15 protein-coding genes are annotated in these 23,686 nt (G+C 39.8%); 2 read left to right on the forward strand and 13 right to left on the reverse strand.

Going from position 1 to position 23,686, the window contains the following annotated elements; translation table 11 throughout:
- Positions 1 to 376: 376 nt before the first annotated feature.
- The 10 genes from RMZ41_RS14065 to scyA form a co-directional block, all read right to left on the reverse strand.
- Complete coding sequence (locus tag RMZ41_RS14065; protein WP_322642867.1) at positions 377 to 1,561, reverse strand: 3-dehydroquinate synthase; 1,185 nt, start codon at positions 1,559 to 1,561, stop codon at positions 377 to 379.
- Positions 1,558 to 2,202, reverse strand: a complete 645-nt coding sequence (locus tag RMZ41_RS14070; RefSeq protein ID WP_322642868.1) for a DsbA family oxidoreductase — start codon at positions 2,200 to 2,202, stop codon at positions 1,558 to 1,560. Before RMZ41_RS14070 ends, RMZ41_RS14065 begins: the two co-directional genes overlap by 4 nt.
- Positions 2,203 to 2,322: 120 nt before the next feature.
- Positions 2,323 to 3,402: a bifunctional chorismate mutase/prephenate dehydrogenase gene (gene tyrA / locus RMZ41_RS14075; RefSeq protein WP_322642869.1), complete on the reverse strand. Its 1,080-nt coding sequence runs from the start codon at positions 3,400 to 3,402 to the stop codon at positions 2,323 to 2,325.
- Positions 3,403 to 3,420: 18 nt separating this feature from the next.
- Positions 3,421 to 4,710, reverse strand: a complete 1,290-nt coding sequence (locus RMZ41_RS14080; RefSeq protein ID WP_322642870.1) for a glycosyltransferase family 4 protein — start codon at positions 4,708 to 4,710, stop codon at positions 3,421 to 3,423.
- 333 nt (positions 4,711 to 5,043) lie between these two features.
- Positions 5,044 to 6,249 carry a scytonemin biosynthesis PEP-CTERM protein ScyF gene (scyF, locus tag RMZ41_RS14085; RefSeq protein ID WP_322642871.1) on the reverse strand — a complete coding sequence of 402 codons (1,206 nt, stop codon included), beginning with the start codon at positions 6,247 to 6,249 and terminating at the stop codon, positions 5,044 to 5,046.
- A gap of 156 nt (positions 6,250 to 6,405) precedes the next feature.
- Positions 6,406 to 7,704, reverse strand: a complete 1,299-nt coding sequence (locus tag RMZ41_RS14090; RefSeq protein ID WP_322642872.1) for a ScyD/ScyE family protein — start codon at positions 7,702 to 7,704, stop codon at positions 6,406 to 6,408.
- Between the two features lie 97 nt (positions 7,705 to 7,801).
- Positions 7,802 to 9,232 (reverse strand): ScyD/ScyE family protein, encoded by a 1,431-nt coding sequence (locus tag RMZ41_RS14095; RefSeq protein WP_322642873.1) that lies wholly within the window; start codon positions 9,230 to 9,232, stop codon positions 7,802 to 7,804.
- Between the two features lie 32 nt (positions 9,233 to 9,264).
- Positions 9,265 to 10,236: a scytonemin biosynthesis cyclase/decarboxylase ScyC gene (scyC, locus tag RMZ41_RS14100; RefSeq protein WP_322642874.1), complete on the reverse strand. Its 972-nt coding sequence runs from the start codon at positions 10,234 to 10,236 to the stop codon at positions 9,265 to 9,267.
- Between the two features lie 25 nt (positions 10,237 to 10,261).
- Complete coding sequence (gene scyB / locus RMZ41_RS14105; protein ID WP_322642875.1) at positions 10,262 to 11,323, reverse strand: tryptophan dehydrogenase ScyB; 1,062 nt, start codon at positions 11,321 to 11,323, stop codon at positions 10,262 to 10,264.
- Positions 11,324 to 11,628: 305 nt separating this feature from the next.
- Positions 11,629 to 13,503 carry a scytonemin biosynthesis protein ScyA gene (scyA, locus tag RMZ41_RS14110; protein WP_322642876.1) on the reverse strand — a complete coding sequence of 625 codons (1,875 nt, stop codon included), beginning with the start codon at positions 13,501 to 13,503 and terminating at the stop codon, positions 11,629 to 11,631.
- Between the two features lie 2,175 nt (positions 13,504 to 15,678).
- Here scyA and RMZ41_RS14115 point away from each other — a divergent pair.
- On the forward strand, positions 15,679 to 17,658 hold the full coding sequence (locus RMZ41_RS14115; protein ID WP_322642877.1) for a scytonemin biosynthesis sensor histidine kinase: 1,980 nt from the start codon (positions 15,679 to 15,681) through the stop codon (positions 17,656 to 17,658).
- Between the two features lie 200 nt (positions 17,659 to 17,858).
- Positions 17,859 to 18,728, forward strand: a complete 870-nt coding sequence (locus tag RMZ41_RS14120; protein WP_322642878.1) for a response regulator — start codon at positions 17,859 to 17,861, stop codon at positions 18,726 to 18,728.
- A 167-nt stretch (positions 18,729 to 18,895) separates the two neighbouring features.
- Here the strand turns inward: RMZ41_RS14120 and RMZ41_RS14125 are convergent, their stop codons facing one another.
- The 3 genes from RMZ41_RS14125 to RMZ41_RS14135 all read right to left on the reverse strand — a co-directional run bounded on the left by RMZ41_RS14125 (position 18,896) and on the right by RMZ41_RS14135 (position 23,686).
- A complete protein-coding gene (locus RMZ41_RS14125; protein ID WP_322642879.1) occupies positions 18,896 to 20,098 on the reverse strand; it encodes an AAA family ATPase in 1,203 nt (400 codons plus the stop codon).
- A gap of 610 nt (positions 20,099 to 20,708) precedes the next feature.
- Positions 20,709 to 21,872, reverse strand: coding sequence for a bifunctional glutamate N-acetyltransferase/amino-acid acetyltransferase ArgJ (gene argJ, locus RMZ41_RS14130; protein WP_322642880.1), 1,164 nt, complete (start codon positions 21,870 to 21,872; stop codon positions 20,709 to 20,711).
- A gap of 293 nt (positions 21,873 to 22,165) precedes the next feature.
- The gene (locus RMZ41_RS14135; protein WP_322642881.1) at positions 22,166 to 23,686 is read right to left on the reverse strand and encodes a response regulator; all 1,521 of its coding nucleotides are present in this window, start codon (positions 23,684 to 23,686) and stop codon (positions 22,166 to 22,168) included.

Consider the following 23,686-nt stretch of genomic DNA (forward strand, 5'->3'; position numbering starts at 1 on the left):
TACATTGAATAATTTTTCGATTAAATGTCAATTTATTCGTTTTTTTTATACTAATTTTTTATTGCTTCTTTTGATAATGTACTTAAAACTATTTACCTCTCTCAAAAGTAGTAATTTATCTCAAGACTTAGTATTAAGTCTCTACTTTTAACGAACCGCAAAGGACACAAAGGAAGAAAAAGAATAAATGCTTAACTGAACTGTATTGATCTAGCCTTTCAATATGCCTCGTCAAATCTGTTGTTATTTCTCAGTGTTCTCTGTGCCTCTGCGGTTTAAAAGTTTATTGAACGACAAAGGCGCAGAGGGCACAGAGTAAAGATGAATATTATGAACCCTAATTTTTACCCACTTTGAAAGGGATAATTTTACGATCCTAAAATTCCCGCAACAGTGATATCGCTTGCCTATACAACAACAAATTCACCTCATGAACCTCAATGCCCTTCCCAATACTTTTTAGCAACATTAAAGTCAACTCTCCCCCCAAATGTTCGCGGAACTCAGTTAAACCCCGGAACAAACAATCAGGATGTTCTAGTTGTGATAAATTTTCAACCATTTCTGGCACATACAGCGTGAAACCCAACGCCGATAAAGTATTTAATATCCGTTGCCATTCTGAACAATCAAGCAATCCTGCTAAATAAGAATAAGTGCTATCCAAAGCGATACCGATCGCAACGGCTTCACCATGACGCAAGCGATAATTTGTCAAATGCTCCAATTTATGAGCCGCCCAATGTCCAAAATCCAGGGGGCGAGAGGAACCCATTTCAAAAGGATCGCCGCTATTAGCAATATGTTCTAAATGCAACTGGGCGCAACGATAGATAACTTGTTGCATAGCATCCATGTCTCGCCGCCCCAAGGCTTTGCTGTGAGAATGGATATAATCAAAAAACTTAGCATCCTTAATCAGCGCCACTTTCACGGCTTCTGCAATCCCGGAACGCCAATCGCGATCGTCTAGGCTTGTCAAGAACGCAGAGTCATTTATAACTGCATAAGGTGGCGCAAATGTGCCGAGAAAGTTCTTTTTACCAAAGGCATTGATGCCGTTTTTTACTCCAACCCCAGAATCATTTTGCGCTAACACCGTTGTCGGAACCCGAATCAGACGAATTCCCCGGTGAGCAGTTGCAGCAGCGTATCCTACCAAATCCAATACCGCCCCGCCCCCGATCGCTAACACATAAGAATGGCGACATAATCCGGCTGTTTCAATGAGTTGCTGGATTTGCTCTACTAAAGTGCGATCGTTTTTGGCAGCTTCTCCGCCCGAAATTATCATGGGTTCGGCTGCGATCGCTAGTACCTCTCCATAAAACTTGGTATACGCAACTAATTGCTTCACCAATTCCGGTTGATACTTTAATATTCCTGCATCTACCACCGCAACTACTTTCTTCGGCTTGGCCTCCTCATCTGCCGTTACCACTTGCGCTAGTGTGGGGTTTTTCAACTCAAATAAGTTTTGGGTAAAGTAAACCTCATAGTTAAAAGTAACCGAAACACGTTGATGAATTAATCTACTTTTTTGCTTGATGTCAACAATCATTTTCTTGCGGGTATATCTAAAAGTGCAGCACTATTCAAAGCTTCAAGGAAAACCTCTACCGAGCGAGAACCATTTACCTTGACTTGATTATTCATGATAAAAAACGGCACACTGTTGAAGCCATTTAACCGAGCAAATTCCGATTCAGTAACAACTGCATCAGCTACATCAGGATCGCTTAATTGCAACTTCAATTCGGTACTATCCATCTGGTATGCTGTACCGATTGCAACAATAACGTTAATATCTCCAATATTCAAACCCTCTTCAAAGTAAGCTCTATAAATTGCTTCTACGATATCATTTTTTACGTTTGCGGGTGTTAGTGCAATCAGTTGATGAGAAAGCTTAGTATTGACAGCCAAACGGATTTTTTCAAAATCTAGCTTAACTCCAGCCGCCTCACCTGCGCGTTGCGTATAATCAAACAGATATTGCAGATATTCCGCTTTAATCCCCTTTCTATCTTGCATAAAACTACGAAATTCGTACCCCTCAACAGGAACAGTATTATCCAGAAGAAAAGGATGCCATCGGATATTTACCTCTTGTTCTTGCCATTGTACCAATGCATCAAACAGATGCTTTTTCCCAATTCTGCACCAAGGACAAACAGTATCATGAAAGATATCTATCAGCATACTTTTCCTTATTCATCTATTTCTTAATGAAGCTGCCTTAAATTTTATTGCCTCTCTCTCTCTTTCTTCCTTCGTGCCCTTTGCGCCCTTCGCGGTTCGTTCCTCATAAAAAATTATTATTCAAATGCCAATATTCTGCGCTTTAAAATCTCTTTGGATACCAGTTGTATTTAAAGGCTGGAGAAAACTATTAATTTTACCTTCAAAAAAACTTTGAGTATTCTCAAATTCTTTAATTAATGCCTCCCTATCCTTCCTAGCCACCAGTCTAGCCAACCGACTGTAAGTATTAGCCAAAAAGCTAATAGCATTACATCTTTCTTCAGTAGCTAGCATAATATCAACACATAAATTAGGATTTTGAGAAAACAAACGTTTCACAATATCAATTTCTTGACGATAATTAGGAGTTGACATTGTTAAACTTTGTTCTATCTCAACTCTTGCTTGTGCTAAGAAAACACCAAGACTAAATCTACAGAAATGCTGCGTAGCTTGAATAACCACCATCATTTGATCGTGTTCTTCAGGCGTGCAAACAATTAACTCACCGCCTTTACTTTTGAGAAAATCTAATAACCATTGAAATGAATCATCGTTTCGACCGGGACACACTACCACCTTTTGTCCTAAAAACGATTTGATATTTGGCCCAAACATGGGATGTAAACCCATAACAGGGCCACAATGGTGTTCGAGCATTGCTTGAGTAGGCTGCGTTTTAATACTTGTGATATCACACAAAGCTGTAGTCGGGGTGAGATATTTTGCTGCCCGCTTGATAACATCAACCGTATATTCAATAGGAACGCTTACTAATACTAATTCTGCCTGACTTAACAATTGCTCTGCATATTCCCAATCATCATGTTCGAGAACGCTAACATTGTGACCTACTATTGAAAGCTGCTCTTTAAATAATCTTCCCATCCTGCCGTGTCCACCGATGATGGTAACTTGTCGGGGAATGACATGATTTGTGGCAGATTTAGGGATACTGGCATGACAACTCTTAACTACACCCGCCCAAACAGACTCAGGAATACCAGCTTGAGCGAGTAGGGGAGCGACATCAGCCAATTGTTCATCTAAAGAAGGCTGTTCTGATGCTGCTAATAATGATATGCGATCGCTAAGTAAGGCGATCAAGCTCTGGTCAGTTTTTTTAAGCTGATCTGAATAAGAGGATTTCAGAGGCATTTTTCGCGTCCCCAATTTTCAAATATCAACAAGTGATTCTTTAGAACTTATTTCTGGTAAGATATCCAAGTTTGTTGCTTTTTTAGCGATCGCATCAGCAAATAACTCTTCATATCGGTCTAGCGCTTGCTCAAAGGAATAGTTTTCTACCGCAAACTTTCTTCCCTTACGTCCTAATTGCGCTGCTAATTCCGGTTGATGATATAAATTCAGCACCGCCGCAGCCAAAGCATCTGCTGACTCAGGCTCAACGATAACACCACCGCCACTTTTTCTGATAGCTCTTGCAGCAGTTCCGGCGGCCGGAACTGAACCCACAATTGGGCGACCACTAGCTAACAACAGTGGTATTTTAGAAGGCATATTGAAGGAAATCACATTCCGCTTTTGCACAATCAGCCCCACATCTGCGGCTGCTAACATTTGTGGTAGTTTTTCTCGCACTTCCAACGGTAAAAGCAAAACGTTATCTGCACCACAAGCAAGACAATGCTTTTGCAACCTTTCCAGGGCTTTGGATTCACCAGCTACGACAAAGACAATTTCTTTTAGATGACGTAAACGGGCTGCTGCTTCTATTACTGTCTCCAAACCTTGTGTGAGAGCAATATTACCTGAATAAAGTACTACAAATTTACCATCAAGTTGATGGGTAGCTCTCCAAGAGTTATTTTCTTTCGGTAAAGGACGGATAAAATTTAGATTTACCCAATTGGGAATGCAGGCTATTTTATTAGCAGGTACACCTTTATTTTTTAAATTATCTACAAAGCCATCGGCTATTACGCTAATAGTATGTGCAGTTCGATAAGCAAATTTTTCTAAAGCTTCCAGAGCTTGAATCATCAACTTATTCTTAATTAGTCCAACACGCACACCAGCTTCCGGGAGGATATCTTGCACGTTTAGCACTAATGGGCAGTTGTATAGCCAACTTATCAAAGTTGCAGGTAAACAAACTAATAACGGCGGTACTGTTAAAAGAATTACATCAGGTCGTTTACCCTTGAGTGCTTGTGGCAAACTTGTAAACACAAAACTCAACTCTAGCAATAACCGATCTATAAGGTTAGGTTTAGACTTAATCCGCAGGTAACTACGCTGAATTTTGACACCATTTTTTTGTTCAGTAACATATAACTTACCTTGATAACCGTCATAAATTTGACGCTGAGGATAATTAGGCATACCTGTGATTACCCGCACTTGATGCCCACGCTTCACCAGCCCTTCTGCTAGTTCAGTCATCAAAGGTGCAATACCAATTGGTTCTGGATGATAGTTGTATGAATAAATCAGAATGTGCATGAGTTGTTAATTTCCTGGAAGCACCTTGATTTTTAATTCGTAATTCGTAGTAGAGCCTCCGGCACGCTACGCGAACGTAATTCGTAATTACAAGTAGGGTGTGTTACCGCGAAGCATTACCTAATTTAGTTCAAAAATCAAATATGATTCCTATATTAGTAGTCTGTCAAGCTAGTAATGAAAAGTTTGTAGTAAGCACTTTAGTGCTTAGAAAATAAGGACTGAAGTCCTTACTACGAACTCTGAATTGATTTATGGAAAAGGTAAAAAATATAAGCCAAGATACGAAGTACGAGGCTTATAGCGTCCAAGTTTTCAAACCCCTAAATTTATTTATGGGGATTGTAATTTTGAATTTTGAATTTTGAATTTTGAATTCGAACGAAGCGAGTGACCACGTTTTTGCAATGTCATGGTAGCAGCCCCAAGTCCAAGCAATGCTAAACCCAATGCTGAACTAGGTTCAGGTACTTTAGTTGTGCCTTCTACGTTTATCACTTGGACGCGACCTTGGAAGAAATCGCCCACATAAAGCTTGCCATCTTTATAGCTTGTGCCACCCGTCCAGTTAAATCTGCCGGGAGTAAGGTCGAGGGGGTCGCCAAAAGGAGGGCCAGTTAATGCTGGAGGCGCTACAGGATTACCTGATGCATCGCGTGCATTTTCACCGTAGGAAGTCAAGAAGTTACCGTTTTTATCAAATACTTGAACACGGCTGTTGATAGAATCAGCTACATAAACATTATCTTGTTCGTCCAGTTCGATGCCAATTGGCTGAAGAAGTTGTCCAGGTTCGCTACCTGCTGAACCAAATGAGTACAGAGGATTACCATTTGGATCGAGTACTTGAACGCGGTTGTTATACTGGTCAGCTACAAAGATATTTCCACTAACTGGGGAAATTCTTATACCTGCTACACCTTGGAATTGCCCAAGTGCAGTACCAACATTGCCACCAATGACACCAATTTGCTGTCCGTCTGATGTGAATTTAAGGATTCTTTCGCCATTAAAATCACCGATGTACACGTTGCCAGTTTTGTCAAAGGTTACACCAGATGGCCCAAAGAACAATCTACCTTCTATCAGACCAGTAAATTGTCCATTTGCAAAGGATCTAATAAAGTTACCCTGAGAATCGTATTGATTTATGCGGTTGTTGTAGACATCACCTGCATACAAATCCCCTGTTACTGGATTAAAGTCTACAGTTGTTGGCTCGTCAAACTGCCCAGGCCCTGTGCCGCCGGAGCCAATTGCTCCAATATACTCACCGCTTGGACTAAATTTTTCAATTTTGTTACCGACGTTGTAGTTAGGAGTACCATCCGGGTTAACACCGCGTCCGTTAGCTACGAGAGTATTTCCTTGGCTATCTACTGCTATACCTTGGGGAACAAATAGCTGACCAGGGCCGAAGCCAGGACTGCCGATACTTCTATCGTAAGTTAATGTTACAGCCTTGGCTTGGGCTACTGTTGCCAACACGGTGAATCCCGTACTAAGAATAGCAAGTGACAAATTTTTGACTAATCCCATAAGTTTTAAGTCCTGGTTCTATGAGGTATACTCGTTCCTAGACTAATTTCGTTCCCAGTCCCAGTTAGGGAACTCTAAAATTTGGGCTGCTGCCTCTTGTTTGAAATGCAACTTTCTCTATGAGGCAGCAGCCTATTCTGTAAGCTTTACCAGGAATTAGACAGTCTCTGCGTTCACTAATTCTTTGCTGCGTTTGCGCTTCACCATTGAAGTTGCACCTAAAGCACCAGCAATTATCAGACCGATTGCAGAGGTGGGTTCGGGGACTTTGGCTACTCTCGGATCGATCTTGATAACTTGTCCTGTGCCTGCTAATCTGGCTCGGTTAGCGATATACAAATTACCATCAGGGCCATAAGTGATACCAGAAGCAGCTTCTAGTCCATCACCACTCCAAATAGTTTCACGAGTTCCATCGGTGGCTATTTTGATCAAAGAACCACTAATATCACCAGTGATAATACCGCCCTGTTGAATTTCTTTCCATTCGGAACTATTGATGTGTTGCAAGGCGTATAAGTTGCCGTCGGGGTCATAAGCTACGCCAGTCAGCTGTGTAAAGCCATCTTCGATAACTTTTGATTGCAAGGTATTGGGATCGACACTAAAGATCCGCGCTTCTCCTTCTGGATAAGGAAAATAAGTGTATTCGCTAACTGTTAAACTGCCATCTGGAGCGATCGCAATTCCAGTCGGTACTGATTGCTGTGTTATGGGAAGCGCAGATGGATCTACATCCGGCCCAAGATCGGGATATTCGAGTTTACTTTTATCTATCGTTTTCTGAGGGAATGCAGCTACATTTTTAATCCCACTGCCATCGAGTCCCACAGAATATATACTGTTTCCGCCCCCATCAACTACGTAAGCAGTATTGCCTTCAATGGCAAAAGAATAGGGGTTAGAAATTATATCAGTACCATCAGGATTATAAGCAGTTTCATAACTTCCAAAATCTGCAAGAGTTGTCAACCCACCAGTATTTAAGTCTACCTTGTATAATTTACCAAGGTCAGGCGATTTCAAAACGGTATCACGATTAGTTGGATCGCCTGCAAGACCTGTCAAAAGATAAGCGTTACCTGAAGAATCAAATTTGATATCCGCAGGGCCGGCTGCTTGTTCCCCAGAAGGTGATAGTGCTAAAGAAGTTAGATCGGAAATTATACTTGTTTTTGTACCGTCCTGAGCAATTTTGATCAGGGAGCCATTCTGACCAGCGCATAGAGGAATATACCCTGCGCTAGGTGATGCAATACATCTTCCGTCTTGTCCATCACCGCCAGAACCACTTTCTGTAACATAAATATTACCGCCAGAATCAAAGCTGATTCCCCGTGGATTACTAAGACCATCGGCAACTACTGTTAAGCTTGCAGCTTCGGCTGCTTTAGGTGCAGATACCGCAGCAATACAAACAGTCAATAGTGTAAGAGTAAATGATTTGAGTTTCATACCTTTGGAGATTGAGAATTAAGTAAGTGGTAAACTTTATGGTTTTGAAGACAACGAATCTCAGCCTTAGAGAAACGCACAATAGGTTTGAAACTCTTTACTTGAGATTTATGGGAGGTGTGGCAATACGGTTCGGATAAGCATTTTTAACTTTCCTTGTGGTCTGGGTAAAGGGTAAGGGGTAAAGGTGAAAAGATGTATTCAAAACCTTTTCCCTTTCCCCTTTACCCTTTAACCGAACCGTATTAGGAGGTGTGGGGCTTCTCTTCTTGTGTAACCAACCAACGCCCAAGGCTGCGATCGCTAATACGCCGAAAGTAGAACTAGGTTCAGGTATAGATTTGGTATTCTCAATTCTGATAACTTGTCCAAGTCCGGGGCGATCGCCTCGGTTGGTGACGTATATTGCACCATCGGAACCAATAGTCAGGGCGCTAGGTGACTCTAATCCATCGCCACTCAAGAGAGTTGTGCGAGTGCCATCAGCAGCTATTTTGATCACAGAACCATCAAAATTACCCTTCCAGGCTGACTGATTGGCGTACTGCAAAGCATATAAGTTGCCCTCAGCATCAAATTCCAAGTCTGTAAGTTGGGTAAAACCATCGGCGAAAACTGTTGATGTCCCATCAGCGCCGACTCGATAGATTTTTGCCCCACCTTCGGGGAAGGGAAAACCAGTAAATTGGCTGACGTAATAAGCGCCATCAGGGCCTTTTGCCACACTTGAGGGTACTGCTTGGGTTGCAAACTGCGACGATCGCACCTGTTCACCTTGAGATGGCACTTGCGCCGGTTCATTGGATGGAGTACCAGAGGATGGAAAGATGGGATTAGCTAATATGTCTTCAGGGAATGTAGCGATCGCTTGTAAATCACTGCCATTAGCATTAAAGCTGAGTAAATCATTTGCACCTGCATCTGATGCAACTAACTTATTGCCATCTATTACAAAACCCAAGGGATTGCTACCGACATCACTACCATCGGGATTGTTGGCGAGTTCATAGTTAGCTAAATCGGCAACACTCGTCCAGGAGTTGGTATTAAAATCGGGAGCGATGATTTTACCAAGATCAGTGTCACCTAAATTGCGATCGCGAAATGTTGGATTAGCCCCATACCCAATCAGAACATAAGGTTTACCTGTAGCATCAAATTTGATATCACGAGGGCCTGCGGCTCCAGTGCCATCTGGCAGTGCTAAGGAAGGAAGTCCTGTAAGTATACGTTCGGTTTTACCATTCTCTATTTTGGTAACTGCCCCACTTGTGCCATAACATAAAGAATCGCCTTGACCACTTGCTGGTGGAACACAAGCCCCACTTCCCCCTATTCCCGCCTCTGTAACATAGAGACTACCATCAGGGCTAAAACTCAGTCCGCCGGCATTATATAGACCGTCGGCGATTACTGAAAATGATGCAGCTGAGGCAGCTTTCATTCCAGAAAAAGCGGCAACACAAAAAGTAAGGATAGTAATAGTAAGTGGCTTCAGTTTCATATTTTGTTCTTTGTCATTTGTCATTGGTCATTTGTTATTTGACCAATGACCAATGACTAATGACTAATGGCTAGATCCTCTTGAACTTTTGGCAGATAACTCATGCCTCGGTCGAATGATTTGAGATTGCCGGCTTTGGCTTCGAGTAAACGTTTGATGTTCATGCTTTCTGCACCAAAATCTTCAAGTTGAAGCTTGCCGTGACCTACAGTTCCATCTGTTTTCCAGAATGTGATTCGATGCAAAATAAAACCGGAAGCTTCGGGGTCAGCGAAAGCATAAGCGGTTGGGATAAGTAACGCTACAGAACGCTGATAATATTCGTACTCTGGATAAAAGTGTTCTTGTTCAAGTAAGTAGTATTTACTCAAACTATGAACTCGTACAGACACTTTTACCTTTTGGTCATATTCATCTTTGAATTCACCTGATTCAGAAGTAATATCACCATTTGGACGGAGTAAATGTGCCCACTCATCAACATTCCGTAAGTCTTTTAAGTATTCAATACCGATTTCAATTGGGGCATCAACATAAATTGTATCAGTATCGATAAAATAGCGACCTTTAGCTGCTGAGGTCAGACCGGCTTTGCGTTCTAAATTACCTTTGAGAGAACGACATTCAGAAGTGTGGACTGTATGAATCCCCTGCATAATCATCTGAGTCTGTCGTTTGGGATCGACAAAACTCAGCCAATGGAAGTACACACCTTTTTCATCTGTTCCCGGCTCGATGTAATCAGTGGGAAATAATAAAACAGGGTAAACTTGAAAATATTTTTGATACTCTAATCCGCAGTGCCACTCAATGCCGTAGAAAAGCGGATTTTCTAGTTTTTTAACGTGATAATAGAGATTTTTGTGATAACCAGATGCAGTTCCGAGCCAAGTATCTTCGTCAATTTGCTCTTTCATCCGGCTATAAAGTGTCCATTCATCCAAGTTCTTTAAACTACAAAGATAGTTAAAGGCGCTCTCTGGTGAAGTCGCAATGTAAGCTGATGTTGCAAAAGTATTTTTTTCCACTTCCCACTCCTGAAGATAATAAAAATTAAGCTGCGATCGCTTTAGATTTGCTGCGCTTAATATTGTTGATGCGGTCTTCTGCTAACCGTTTAGCAGCATCGTTGGTAGTAACTCCCTGCTCTTTCGCAATTTCAAAAATTGCTAATAGAGTGTCATAAATGTTATGCACTTGCTTGAAAGCTTTTTCTTCGTCATAACCAATCATTTCGTTGTAAACGTTGATTAGCCCTCCAGCATTAATTACATAATCAGGGCTGTAGAGAATCCCTTTTTTGGTAAGCATTTGACCATGTAATTGCTCATTCTCCAATTGATTATTAGCTGCACCGGCAATAATCTTAGCTTGCAGGAAAGGAATTGTATGACTGTTAAGAATTCCTCCTAAAGCGCAAGGAGAAAAAATATCTACATCAAGAGAGTAAATTTCGCTTGGTTCTACAATAGTTGCACCAAAAAGCCGTTTTGCTTCTTCTGCTTTTGCTGGATCTACGTCGCTCACAAAAAGCTTGACATCATGCTCATGTAAGTGACGACAAAGATTTTTACCAACATTTCCCAAGCCTTGAACTGCAACTTTCATGCCATCAAGTCTTTTGCTCTGCCAACGAGACTCTACAGCAGCTTTGATTCCTAGAAAAACCCCTAATGATGTTATCGGAGCAGGCCCACCAGATTTTTCTGAGACTCCAACAACATGTTTAGTTTCTTGACTGATTGTTCTGACGTTATCAGGGGTAATATTGACATCTTGCCCGGTAATAAAACGTCCGTTGAGGCTGTTAACAAAACGTCCGTAAGCTCTCAAAAGTTCATCTGTTTTATTTTCAGGATTAGCGATAATAACTGCTTTGCCGCCACCAGCCGGAATGTTTGCACAGGCAGCTTTATATGTCATCCCCCTACTAAGACGAAGCGCATCTTTTAAAGCAGCTTCTTCGTTGACATAAGGCATCAGTCTTGTAGCTCCCATCGCTGGGCCCAAGGTTGTGTCATGGATAGCAATAATTGCTTTAATTTCGGGATTTTTACCATGACAAAATAGAACTTGTTCATGGCCCATTTCTCTAACAGTTTCAAATAGCAGCATCTTGACCTCAAAGTAATAAGAATTACGAAATGTAAAGATATAGACACAAAGGCAGTCTCGAATATTAAGATAGGATGAAGCAAGAATAAAGTAAGGTTCAAAAACCAAAAGTTTGGAGTTCCAGTTTTGTAAGATTTTTGTTGGCTGGAAAAGAGTTTTTATTGCTTTTAAACTTGTACTTTATCCTTATCCTTTGGTGAGCAAACTAAGACTGCGGATGTACCAATCAGACATATCTTAAAAAGTCTGTTTGATTGAGAGTTTTAGTGTCTATAGCAATGGAATGAGATTGCCAGCTTTTAAAATCAAACCATTGGAAATGAAATTTGCTTGACGGCATTTTTCGCCGGACTTGATTTAACTCCTTGTGCCGCTAAACTCTTATTACGTCCACCAGAAGGTGCTGGGCGATCGGCATCAATGACGACATCAATCAGAAAAGGAACAGATGATGCGATCGCTTGTTCTAATGCCGCCTCAATATCCGACTCTCTAACAACCACAAGCGCTTCTGCTCCCATCCCCCGCGCAATCATGGCGAAGTTTGTCGGTGGAAGCGTTGCATCTGCGCCTTTTAATCCCAAGATTTTCATCCCTTGATGGCACATGTTGTAACGCGCATCGTTAAGGACAATCCAAATCGCCGGAATTTTGTATTTCACGGCTGTGCTGATTTCGTTATTCATCAGCATTGCTCCATCGCCGACAATGCCTACAGCCTTAGTATTGCTTGCCAGCGCTGCACCCAATATTCCGGTAACGGCGTGACCCATTGCGCCGACTCCGGTGCTGACTCGGTAACGATTGGTTTCGGTAAATTGGAGTAGATGGGTTGACCAAGTAAATGAGTTACCACACTCCGCCATTACTATCGCATCACTACCTTCAACAATTATCTTTTGAATTGCTGCCATTAATACTTCTGGCCGCACTGGATAATCTACCTCTGGTGCAGGTTCAATTGCTTTGCGTTCTGGACGAGGTAGCGACAAAGTTGTGGAATGAGGAGCATCTGGTAATTGCTCCAATAACTCTTCCACAAAAGCTTTGATATCAGACCGAACCCCGAATGTTTCAACCTGTGGATAGGCTACACCTGGCACTTCTGGGTCAATATCTACATGAATAAAGCCTCCTTTGGGAACTAGTGCCGAACTCCAGAAGGAAGTCGGTTCACCAAGGCGGGTTCCTAACACGAGTGTGTGTAGTGGAGGTTGTTCTTCCATATAAGTTAAGACGGAAGCATGACCACCTAAACCTGTGACACCCACAAATTGAGGATGATCTTCAGGGAAAATACCTTTAGCACGAGGTGAACAGATGACGGCTGCTCCAGTTTTTTCAGCGAGTTCGAGAATTTCTTCTGCTGCATCACGCGCACCGAAACCAACCCAGATGGCAAAGGGGCCAGATGATAATAACTCTACAGATTTAGCGATCGCTTCTTTGCAAGGAGTCATCGGAAATGGCGAAACATCTAGTTGGGGTAAGGCTACATCCTCAACTAAACTTGTCTGCACAGCCGTGGGAATGCTCAAATGAGCGACAAATCCGCCTGGTTGCGCCAAAGCCATCGCCAGTTTGCGGAAAATCTGCGGTAGTTGAGCCGCCGATTCGATGGTGATTGCATAGTTGAATAGCGCTCCTGGGGTAAAAATTCCCCCACTGGGCAATGTATAAGTGCTGGTTTCTTGAATTGCCCAGCGTCCACGCTGCGGTGCTGAAGTGCAAGCCGATAGCAAAATCACCTTTGCACCTTCACCACGAGCCGCAAATAATCCGGTCAGTGCGTTGGTGATCCCCGGCCCGGCTGTAGTAAAAACTACAGTGGGGCGATTATTGGCAAAGTATGCCTCTGTTGCTGCAAAGGCTGCTCCGGCTTCATGGCGGAAGTTCAACACCTCTATGCTGCTATTGGATAGCGCCCCCCAAAGGCTGGCCATTGCGCCACCAGCAACACCAAAAGCGTAGTTTACTCCCAAATTTTCCAACATCTGAGCGATCGCATCGGCAACTGAAAGCGTTGGAGGTGTTTGGTCATTTAAAAAAGGCTGAATTCCCCCGTTCTTCTCCGATTCATCAACCTGATGAGAAGTCTCTACATATCTGTTTGCTGGAAGTTCTTTGTATGGCTCTGTGGTGATGAGAGGAGAGTTTGAACCAGTATAGTTTTGACTCATTGGTTTCACGCAATTACATAAAGTTACACAAAGGCTTTTTAGTTTACAATCACAGCGCTAGCAATATTTAATACGAACAACTCTGTTGTTTATCACAGGTATAACCGAGTTTGCTCGATAGTAGAAACGGTTGATTGCTACTGATTGATGGTTGTGAGCGCACTACCAAAAAATTTTTGCAAAGCATACAGCAAGTAAGGCTGTGCTTCTAGAAACCAGAATAGAGGAGATGATAACTCTTGTGCAATCAAAAATCCTTTGATAGAGGTGTCAAATTTTTCGCTTTAACTGTGATAATTACAGTGCTAAGTCGGTTGGTGGGGAAAAACTTAATCATTTAAAAGTATGCAAAGGAGCAACTAATGCTTAACTCAAACGCTTCTCATAAATTTTACAAAACTTTATATAGTTAAGTTTAATAACGCTGACCTACTTATTTAACTTCTTAAAGAGGTTCTTAATTGGTGATATTTACTATGAGATAAGGATATCTGCAATGAAAAATATTTTGATAAAAGTGTCAATTCTTTCGCTTTTATGATAATTTCGATATTTTCAACTTTGTCATTTTGAAAAATTGAAATCTTGCAATCGCACTCAATACAGATGACCAAATTTACAATAGAAAATCTTTTGAGAAAAATGTCAATTCTTTTGCTTTTTTCCTAAACGGTTCCCCAATGAGTGATTGGCTGACTTCTTTACCAACTCTTGAACTCGCCTTGTAGCATAAGCCAAACTACAACAGTTTAGTGGTCTTTATATTGCCACTAAAAACTTATTGAGTCAATTATTTGTAACGATAAAGACATATTTACTTAAATTTTTATATATCCTTTGAGAGATGACTCAGTGGGGAGTAAGTCAATTTCTAAGAAAAACGATTATAGATTAGGGATTGATATATTTTACACAAACCCTTATATAAATAAATTTCTCCTAAAAGTACAGCAATGGTGTATCCTTACCAACATATTTGTAGCATTATGTCTAGTCAAAAATCTTTGACTGGGAATGACTGATGTAAGACTGCACCTTAAGATTTGCGATCGCATTCCAATAATGAGTATTTTCAGACAGAGGCTAAAAGCTAGGCTATATACAGGTTTGGGCTGAATTTTACAGCTAGACTCAATGTTCCTTAGCAACTCATCTGCTTGATAAACAATATGAAGACTAAGAAAATTTTGGTACAAGCCCCGCTCATGGTGGGCAGATTTCTTCGTTAATACCCTCGATAAAATCCATTTTTCATGTTGCATGATTTATCAACACTTACGTAGCCTTTACGGGAAAATCCTACTTGATGAAAAAATAAAAACAATAATATACGCGAAATGATACGTATTTTTTTCGCAAAATTGCCCTTCTGACGACGAATAAAGTACGATTATGACAATTTAAGTATAAATACATACTTTACATAACAGTACTTTTGTGATACATATGTATTTCTTACGGCGGATGACTAAGCATATTCTTCTATAGTTAAATCCCTGAAAGAGTAAGTTAAGATAAATTAAGAAAATGAATTAACGAAGACAGATTTGCACATCTAAACCAATCCAAGCCCAGTAGAATCATTTATGTTGATAATCAGACGGCTCTACACGAGTAGTTCGCCAAGGACTTTGGCGAGGGGAAGGATAAGGGACAAAAATTTTTCTCCTTTAACCTTTTGCCAGTTAAAAGAAACCTAACAACTTAAAGTTGGTGAACCATTCCTTCACTCTGGTGCAGGGATAACATCTTAATAAAAACAAAAGACGAAGACAGAATCCAGTTGTTGAAGGTAGGCAAATTTCCAACAAGCGTGCTATTGAAATTTAAATATCTTTTCTGCTTATAGACTGAGAGTTTTGAACTTTTGTCTGATAAGGTTTATCGACTAATCTGAATCTGATTTGTCTATTTTTTGCAACCATAAAAAACTGTTTAAGTCAATAATAAATTTCCCATTAAATATTTATTTAGATTTTTTAGGAAATTTTGGTTAGATTATTCGCTTTTTATTGGTATGATAAGTTTTGTTAAATTCGGTAGTAAGATTTTTTTAATCTACTAACTAATTGCATTATTTAACTGCCTAACAATGCACCAAATATTTTAGCCAGTTATGATTAGCAACTTATTGATGGCTATAGTGCTGATTAATTACCAGGAGCAAGTAGGGATATGAATTCTGGCGATTATAGATTAGCTAGATCAAAGACTCAATGGCCACTACAGGCAGAAGTAGAAATGAAGTTTGCTCACTTCTTAATAAATCAAGCTACAGATGCTGCTTTTTGTTTAGGAGAAAATGCACAGCTTCTCTACGTTAATGATGCCACTTGCCGCATGACTGAGTATTCCCGTGAGGAATTACTTACTATGAGGTTGCATGATATAGATATAGATTTTTCTCTACATAATTGGTCAAAGATTAACTCCCAAGGTTCTCTTACCTTTAAATCTCGCTACCGGACAAAAGGAGGTCGGATCTTTCTAGTAGAAATATCTATTAACTATGTCAAACAACAAGATATAGAATTTGGCTGTGCTTTTGCGCGGGAAATCAGTGATGAAATAGTAGAATTGAGCGTGCAAAAGTGGACTGATGAGTTAAAGGATGCCAAAGACAATTTACAACAAGAATTTTCTCAACTCAAATTAAAGGAAGTAGAACTAAAAACATCTCTTTCTTTACTTCGTTCTACTCTCGAATCTACTGCTATTGGGATTGTGGCAGTTAATTCTGAAGGGGATATTCTGAGCTTGAATCAGAGATTTGTAGATATGTGGCAGATCCCAGAGTCTCTAATATTATCTAAAAAATGTCCTCGATGCAAAGCCTTTTTTGAGAGCCAACTTAAAGATCCGCAAGCCTTTAGTCGGTTGATTTGGGAAGTGTCTAGCCAATCGGATTTTGAGAGTTATGATATTTTAGAATTGAATGATGGGAGAGTTTTTGCACACTACTCTAAGCCTCAATGGTTGGAGGGTAAAATTATTGGAAGAGTGTGGAGTATTTGGGACATTACTGAGTCGAAACAGACTGAAGAAGCATTGCGGCTAAATGCAGTTAGATTTCGGACTTTAGCAGAAAGGACAGATACTAGCACTTTTTTGATTCAAGGCACACGGCTTTGCTATATAAATCCAGCAGTAGAACAACTAACGGGCTACACAAAAGAGGAACTCTTGACAGGTTTTGATGTTCGTCGGCTGATTAAGAGCAAAAAACGTAGACAGATACGTAAGCAGGAAGAAGCAGCTAAGTTTGAATATCAGGAGATGAGTATTCTGACAAAAAGCGGCACGGAACGTTGGCTAGCTTGTGCGGTTGTAATGCTGGATGGAGTGCTAGATTTTGGTGGAAAACCAGTAGAAATGATTGCAGGCATTGATATTACAGATTACAAATATGCAGAATTAGGTCTTAACCAAGCTTTAGAACAAGCAAAACAACTTAGCGAACTGAGAGCGCGTTTTCTTTCTATGGTTTGCCATCAATTCCGAACTCCACTAAATATTGTTTCATTTTCTAATAGTTTATTAAAGGAAGAAGTAGATCAACATACGCAGAAGAAAATCCAACCACTACTAGATCACATTCAAAAAGCTACCGAACAACTCAGTCAGATGTTGGATGACATTTTGTTCTTCTCTAAGGCAGAATCAGCAAAAATAAACTATGAACCAAAACCACTGGAGTTAGTTGATTTTTGTCATGACTTAGTTGCACAAATGCAGATGAGTATTAGGCAAATTCCCATTAATTTTGTAAGTAAACAAAATTCAGTAATAGCCTCTATAGATAAAAAACTGTTAGAGCCGATCTTGAAAAATTTACTTGATAATGCAATCAAATATTCTCGCTCTGGTATGACAGTTGATTTAGAACTTTATTGTGAAAATGAGCAAGTAATTTTCCAGATTAAAGATAGGGGGATCGGTATTTCAACACAAGATCAACAGCGAATATTTGAGCCATTTTACCGTGGTAGCAATATCGATCATATACCTGGTACTGGACTAGGATTGTCAATTCTTAAAACCCTTGTAGACTTACATCACGGTGAAGTTTCTGTAGAAAGTCATATTGGTGTTGGCAGTACATTTACTGTTATGTTGCCATTAACCAAATCAGAATTTACTAGTTCCGAGTTATGAATGTTCAATTTAAGATAGTTTGAATTAACGACTTAACAATCATAACTCTCGGAACGAAGTAATTAAGCTCATGCCTATCTATATACTCATAAATTAGTAGTAGAACACGGCATAATCCGACTAAACCAGACTGAAGATAGGCAGACTCCCGCCACAGCGTAATAGTAAACAGCTTCTGCAAAAAGTTATGGTAATAAAAAATGGTGTACGAATCCTCAAATAAAATTCTCGTCATTGAAGATGATAATGTTACCCGCGATCTTTATTTAAAAGGTCTTAAGGCTAAAGGCTTTGATACAATCGGTGCTGACAACGGTCTTGCTGGTATCCAACAAGCACAAGAGTATATACCTGACTTAGTGATTTGCGATATTACGATGCCTGATATGGACGGTTATAGTGTTTTAAATACGCTACGACAAAATCCTTTGACAGCAATTATTCCCTTTATTTTTCTAACTGGCAGTAGTAGCAAAGCAGATGTTCGCAAAGCTATGGAATTGGGAGCAGATGATTATCTTACCAAACCCTCTACACTAGACGAATTGCTCAGAGCGATCGCTACTCGTTTGCAAAAGCAAGCAACTATGCAAAACTGGTGTACGATGAAATCTGAGAAAGCTTCAAAATCAGTATTTGCAGATGATAGTACAGTTGCGATCGCACCTGGAGAAATCTCTGATGAAGAAGCCACAATATCTTCTAAGTCAATTTTTCCCTCCGTCCCCCAATTAAAAGAAGTTTTCGACTTTATCGAAGCCCATTATCATCAAGGAATTACTTTATGTGATGTGGCTGTTGCTGTTGGTTACTCACCTGCTTACTTAACTAATCGAGTCGCAAGACAGACGGGAGAAACTGTAAACTGCTGGATTGTCAAACGCCGGATGGCAGGCGCTCGTTTTTTACTTCAAAATAATAATCAGACAGTCGAAAAGATAGCAAAAGCATTGGGCTATCAAGATGTGTCTCATTTTTCCCGCCAGTTTCGCCAACATCACGGTTTACCTCCCCAGGCTTGGCGCAAACAGCATCAGAATGTATCACAAAAACAGGTGAAACTCTGGTGACAGTAAAAATACAGCAATCTTTATTTAGATTACAACTGAGAATTGGGAATTGGGAATTGGGAATTGGGAATTGGGCATGAAGAAGAGACAAGGGAGACTTGGGAGAGACTTATTCAATAATTTCCCCTTGTCCCCTTGTCCCCCCTGCCCCCTACCCTCTGCCTGCTTCAAATAAATAGTTGCGTAAACTCATACATTAAATCCACTCTACCCTTACGCAACATGGCTGGATCTAATCTTTCAGTAGTGTTACAAGTCATCAGGACAACTAAGTGTTGCTGCATCTGAATGCCAGACTCATCAATGACACTCTGATACAAAGTGCCATCCAGCAAACTGAGAATATGTTCGGTTTTATTGTTGTATTGCGCCACCTCGGAAGCGCGATTTTGCGCGAGATTATCAGCTTCGTTAATAACGATACAAATCCGCTCTATGTAAGTTGGTGGGACAAAATTAGTGATCGCATCATGATCTAAAATAAAAATTACATACCCTAAAGGTACAAGAATTTCCTTTGCTACAGCCTGTGTCCAGACTGTTTTACCAGTACCCGGTTTTCCATGTACAACAACCGCTAACTGGTTTTGATTCAAAATCGCTTGCTGCACAGAATCAGTAAAGTTTTGGATATCTGCCGGAAATGTGCGAATAGGAAATTGGCTGTGAACTTTACCTACACGACTTTGATATCCACTTAACATCACTGCTAAGTCGTAAGTCGCCTTGTTAATCAATGGTGCAAGATTTCTCGCCATTAAACTATATTGTCGTCGCCCGCGATCGTAGGGATCAATTTGCAACCAAACGTCATGCTTCCCCCAGTAAGCATAAACAGTATTAATAACATCTAAGCGTTCCCAGCTAATAAATTTCTCTGTAGGAAAATAAAAATCTCTTTCTGAATAATATTGAGTAATAATGTCAGGATTACCCAACACACCTAAAACTCGCAGTACAGTAATTTCTTGCAGTCGGTTAAGAACATAATCAATAGGAATGCTACTACGGCTAACAAATTGGACGATAGGCGTTTCTGTACTTAAAACATCTTTGTAGCGATGATCTGGTGATTGAGGATCTGGTGTGATGTAATTCCAAAATTTTTCCACTTCGTAGCGGGTATTATCAGATACAATATTTAATAAATTAGCCCACCAAGTATAATTATTTCGTCCCAAAACCTCAGCAACATTACTCACTAAATTCAAACTTTTTTGACTTAATTCGCGCGAGTCACTATGCAAAAGTTGCCACAAAAACCCCCAATCTAACTCTCGGTTAAAGGGTCGCCAACCGCTAGCAAGCAAGCTTTGGCGAGTATTATTTGTAGGTGTGCCTTCATTGCTTCTAAAATAGTCAAAATCCATACTTGTTTATTTATGCAGCTTTAATAAAGTTATTTGGTATTAAATATTAAAGTTTTAAAATTTTTGCTCGTAATTTCAGCTACTTAGATGCAAATGGTAATTTTATTTTCACAGTGCTGTACTGGCTAGGAAGTTTTTTTAATCTAACTCATTACTCATGTAATATACTATATTACAACAAAACTACCTTAGTCAACTTTTTTGACAAAACAATTAGCTATTGATGTCTCTTTCCCACTTATCCGTCTCTAGATAAAGACTATGGAACTTCTAGTTAAAAAACATTCCATTGTAGGTAGCATAGCTGTGCTACCTACAAAAATGTAGGCTGTACCCTGATAGCAGGGTGAAGTTCCGATTATTACCACTGAAGAAAGCAGCTATACAGTATTGGTGAGGGCGTTAACCTTACCGATTGCAAGTTTGTGTAGCATCAACTTAGATATAGGAATCCGGTTTGATTTCTGAAAATATACGTAGGATGTGAGCGCAAAGAGTACGGCATCAAATCCTTGATAATAGTGCGTTACGAACTCCGTTCTAACACACTCTACAATACCTGATTTCGTTCAAAAATCAAATAGTAATCCTATAGAAATGCAGAATTTAATCAAGTTGAATATTTGCCATTAATTTCTATATAACCCTCCGAAAGATCGCAACCCCATACAGTTGCAGAAGCTTTGCCAATATTGAGGCTAACATGAATATCTACTTTATCTTTAGACATAATTTGCCGCAATTGTTCCAGATTTTCATTAGTTAAAGTATTAGGATAAACTTTCACATTATCAAAACTAATAACAACCGTTTCTTGATTTATCTGCTGTTCATTTTCACATTTTCCTATAGCCATAGCAACTCGTCCCCAATTGGGATCTGCTCCATAGATGGCAGTTTTTACTAATGGTGAATTGACAATTGCTTTAGCTACTTTTTTCGCTTGTGCATAGTTAATCGCTGAATCTACAGTTACCTCAATAATTTTGGTAGCACCTTCGGCATCTTTGGCAATTTTCAGCACCAGTTCTTGTGCAACTTCTTGCAATGCATTGGCAAAATCTGCTTCTGAAACTTCACCAGCTAAACCATTAGCTAAAATCACGGCGGAGTCACTAGTAGAAGTGTCAGTGTCTACACTCAAACAGTTAAAAGTTTTATCTATTGTAGACCGAAAAATTGAACGAAGGCTATTTGCAGAAATGGCAGCATCAGTAAAAAAGAAAGTTAGGAGAGTAGCCATATTAGGCTCAATCATGCCAACACCTTTGGCAATTCCTACCAGCTTGGCATTACCTATTTGTCGTGTAGCTAGTTTCGATACTGTATCGGTAGTCATAATACCACGGGCTGCGGCATTAAAATCAGCAGGAATCAATTTTTTCCCTAATCCTAATAAACCTGCTCGGATTTTTTCAATGGGGTAACGTCTGCCAATTACGCCTGTAGAAGCGATCGCAATATTATGTGCAGCAATTCCAGTTTCAGTTGCAACTAATTGTAGAACCTCCTGGGCATCAGCGATACCGATAGCACCATTAGCAACATTTGCATTCTTAGATATAACGACAATTCCTTGTAGTTGTGAATCTTTTAAATTCTCGCGGCTAATAGTAACACTTGGCCCGGCGAAAAGACTTTGAGTAAAGACTCCATCAGCAACACAAGGAACTGATGATTTAATAAATACAAAATCATCAGTCGTATCGCGTATTCCTAAATTAGTAATAAAAGCACTAAAACCTTGGGGTGTCGAAGATATAGTTAATGACATTTTTCTAGATTTAATAATTTCCTCTAATTATCTCATACCAGTAACAAAGTTTTTTACAACATTACTTAGGAAGAAGAATTAAATAACATACAATTTATGTCCCTGGTTTTCCTCACCCTCAATCCCTCTTTTTATAAAGGAGAGGGAAGCTAGAGACAGGATGAAGCTTTCTATTTATAAAGGAGAGGGAAGCTAGAGACAGGATGAAGCTTTCTATTTTATTTAATCAATGTTTCTTATTAGAGGTGTATAGATGTACGCTTCTAATAAGTGATGTGTAGGATAAAGACAAATTAAATGTTCATATCAGTTAAGGTAAGGGTGAATGTTGTCCATCCATTACCGCTTTCTACTTGAATGCTTCCTTGGAGTTGTTCGACTAATTTCTGTACTATGGGTAAACCTAATCCAGAACCACCTTGATTCCAGATATCTGCATTGGGGATGCGATAAAATTTTTCAAATATTCGTGATAACTCTGTTACTGGAATTTCTGCCGAGTTACTAATAGTAATCACAGTTTTTGCAGGTGTTTCCAAGGAGTTGTAACTGACACTTAGGAGAATTTCACCACCCGCAGATGTGTATTTACAGGCATTATTGAGCAATTCTACTAAGATTCGTTCTAAGCTAATGCCATCTGATAACAATGGTGGGAGATTTGAAGGGAGATTCAACTGTAGAGTTTGCTGATGTTGTTGAACACGGATTTGAAATGGCTCAATCATCCAGGCTAACCACTGTTGTAAGAGCAATGCATCAGGGGTAATAACTGGATAGGATAACGTTTCTAAGCGTTGTAGATCTAGTAGGTCGTTAATTAATCCTAACTCGCGATCGCACTCTGTTTCCATCAGCTGTAGATAACGTTGAGCTTCCTCAGTACTCGTAGATAATTGTATCATTTGAATCATTAATTTCATATTACTCAGAGGCGATCGCAATTCGTGGGAAACTAAATTCAAAAAATCATTTTTGAGTTGATTTATTTCTTCCCATTTCACTACAAGTTGCTCTTGCTCAATTTGCCTTTGACGCGCTTCAATGGCTCGTTTGCGCTCAGTAATATCTCGAAAAACCAACACAGCACCCGTAATATTATCTCGATCGTCTTTAATTGGTGCAGCGCTGTCATCAATTGGTATTTCTCCACCCTCTTTAGTAATCAGAATAGTTTCTGCTGGAAGACTGACGATAATACCATCTTCAAGAACTTTGATAATCGGGCTTTCAATAGAGTTATGAGTTTCGGCATTAACAATATTGAATATTTCTGATGAATTTCTGCCATAAGCTTCTTCCTGTTTCCATCCAGTCAGATTTTCAGCAACCGGGTTCATAAAAGTTACTAATTCTTGCAGATCGCTAGCAATTACACCATCACCTATACTTTTTAAAAGTGCATCCAGCCATTTTTTATTTACCTTCAATTGCCTTTCTAAACCATGTTTATTTAGAGTTATTTCAATATTTGTATGTAATTCTTTTTCTTTAAAAGGTTTCAGTAGGTAGCCAAATGGCTCAGTTATCTTGGCTCTTTCTAATGTTTTATCGTCTGCATAAGCAGTCAAATAAATTACTGGGATATCCAAATACTTATGGATTTCTTCGGCAGCTTCTATCCCATCCATCAGCCCTTTCAGCTTAATATCCATTAGCACTAAATCTGGAGATATTTCTACTGCTTTATCAATTGCTTCTTGTCCTGAAGAAGCAATTACAGGCACTGTATAACCAAATTTAATCAGTCGATTTTGTAAATCTTTAGCAACAATAGCTTCATCTTCCACCACTAATATTTTTGCAGATGTCAT

The sequence above is a fragment of the Nostoc sp. DedVER02 genome (genome assembly GCF_034530675.2).
Classification (GTDB): Bacteria; Cyanobacteriota; Cyanobacteriia; order Cyanobacteriales; family Nostocaceae; genus Nostoc.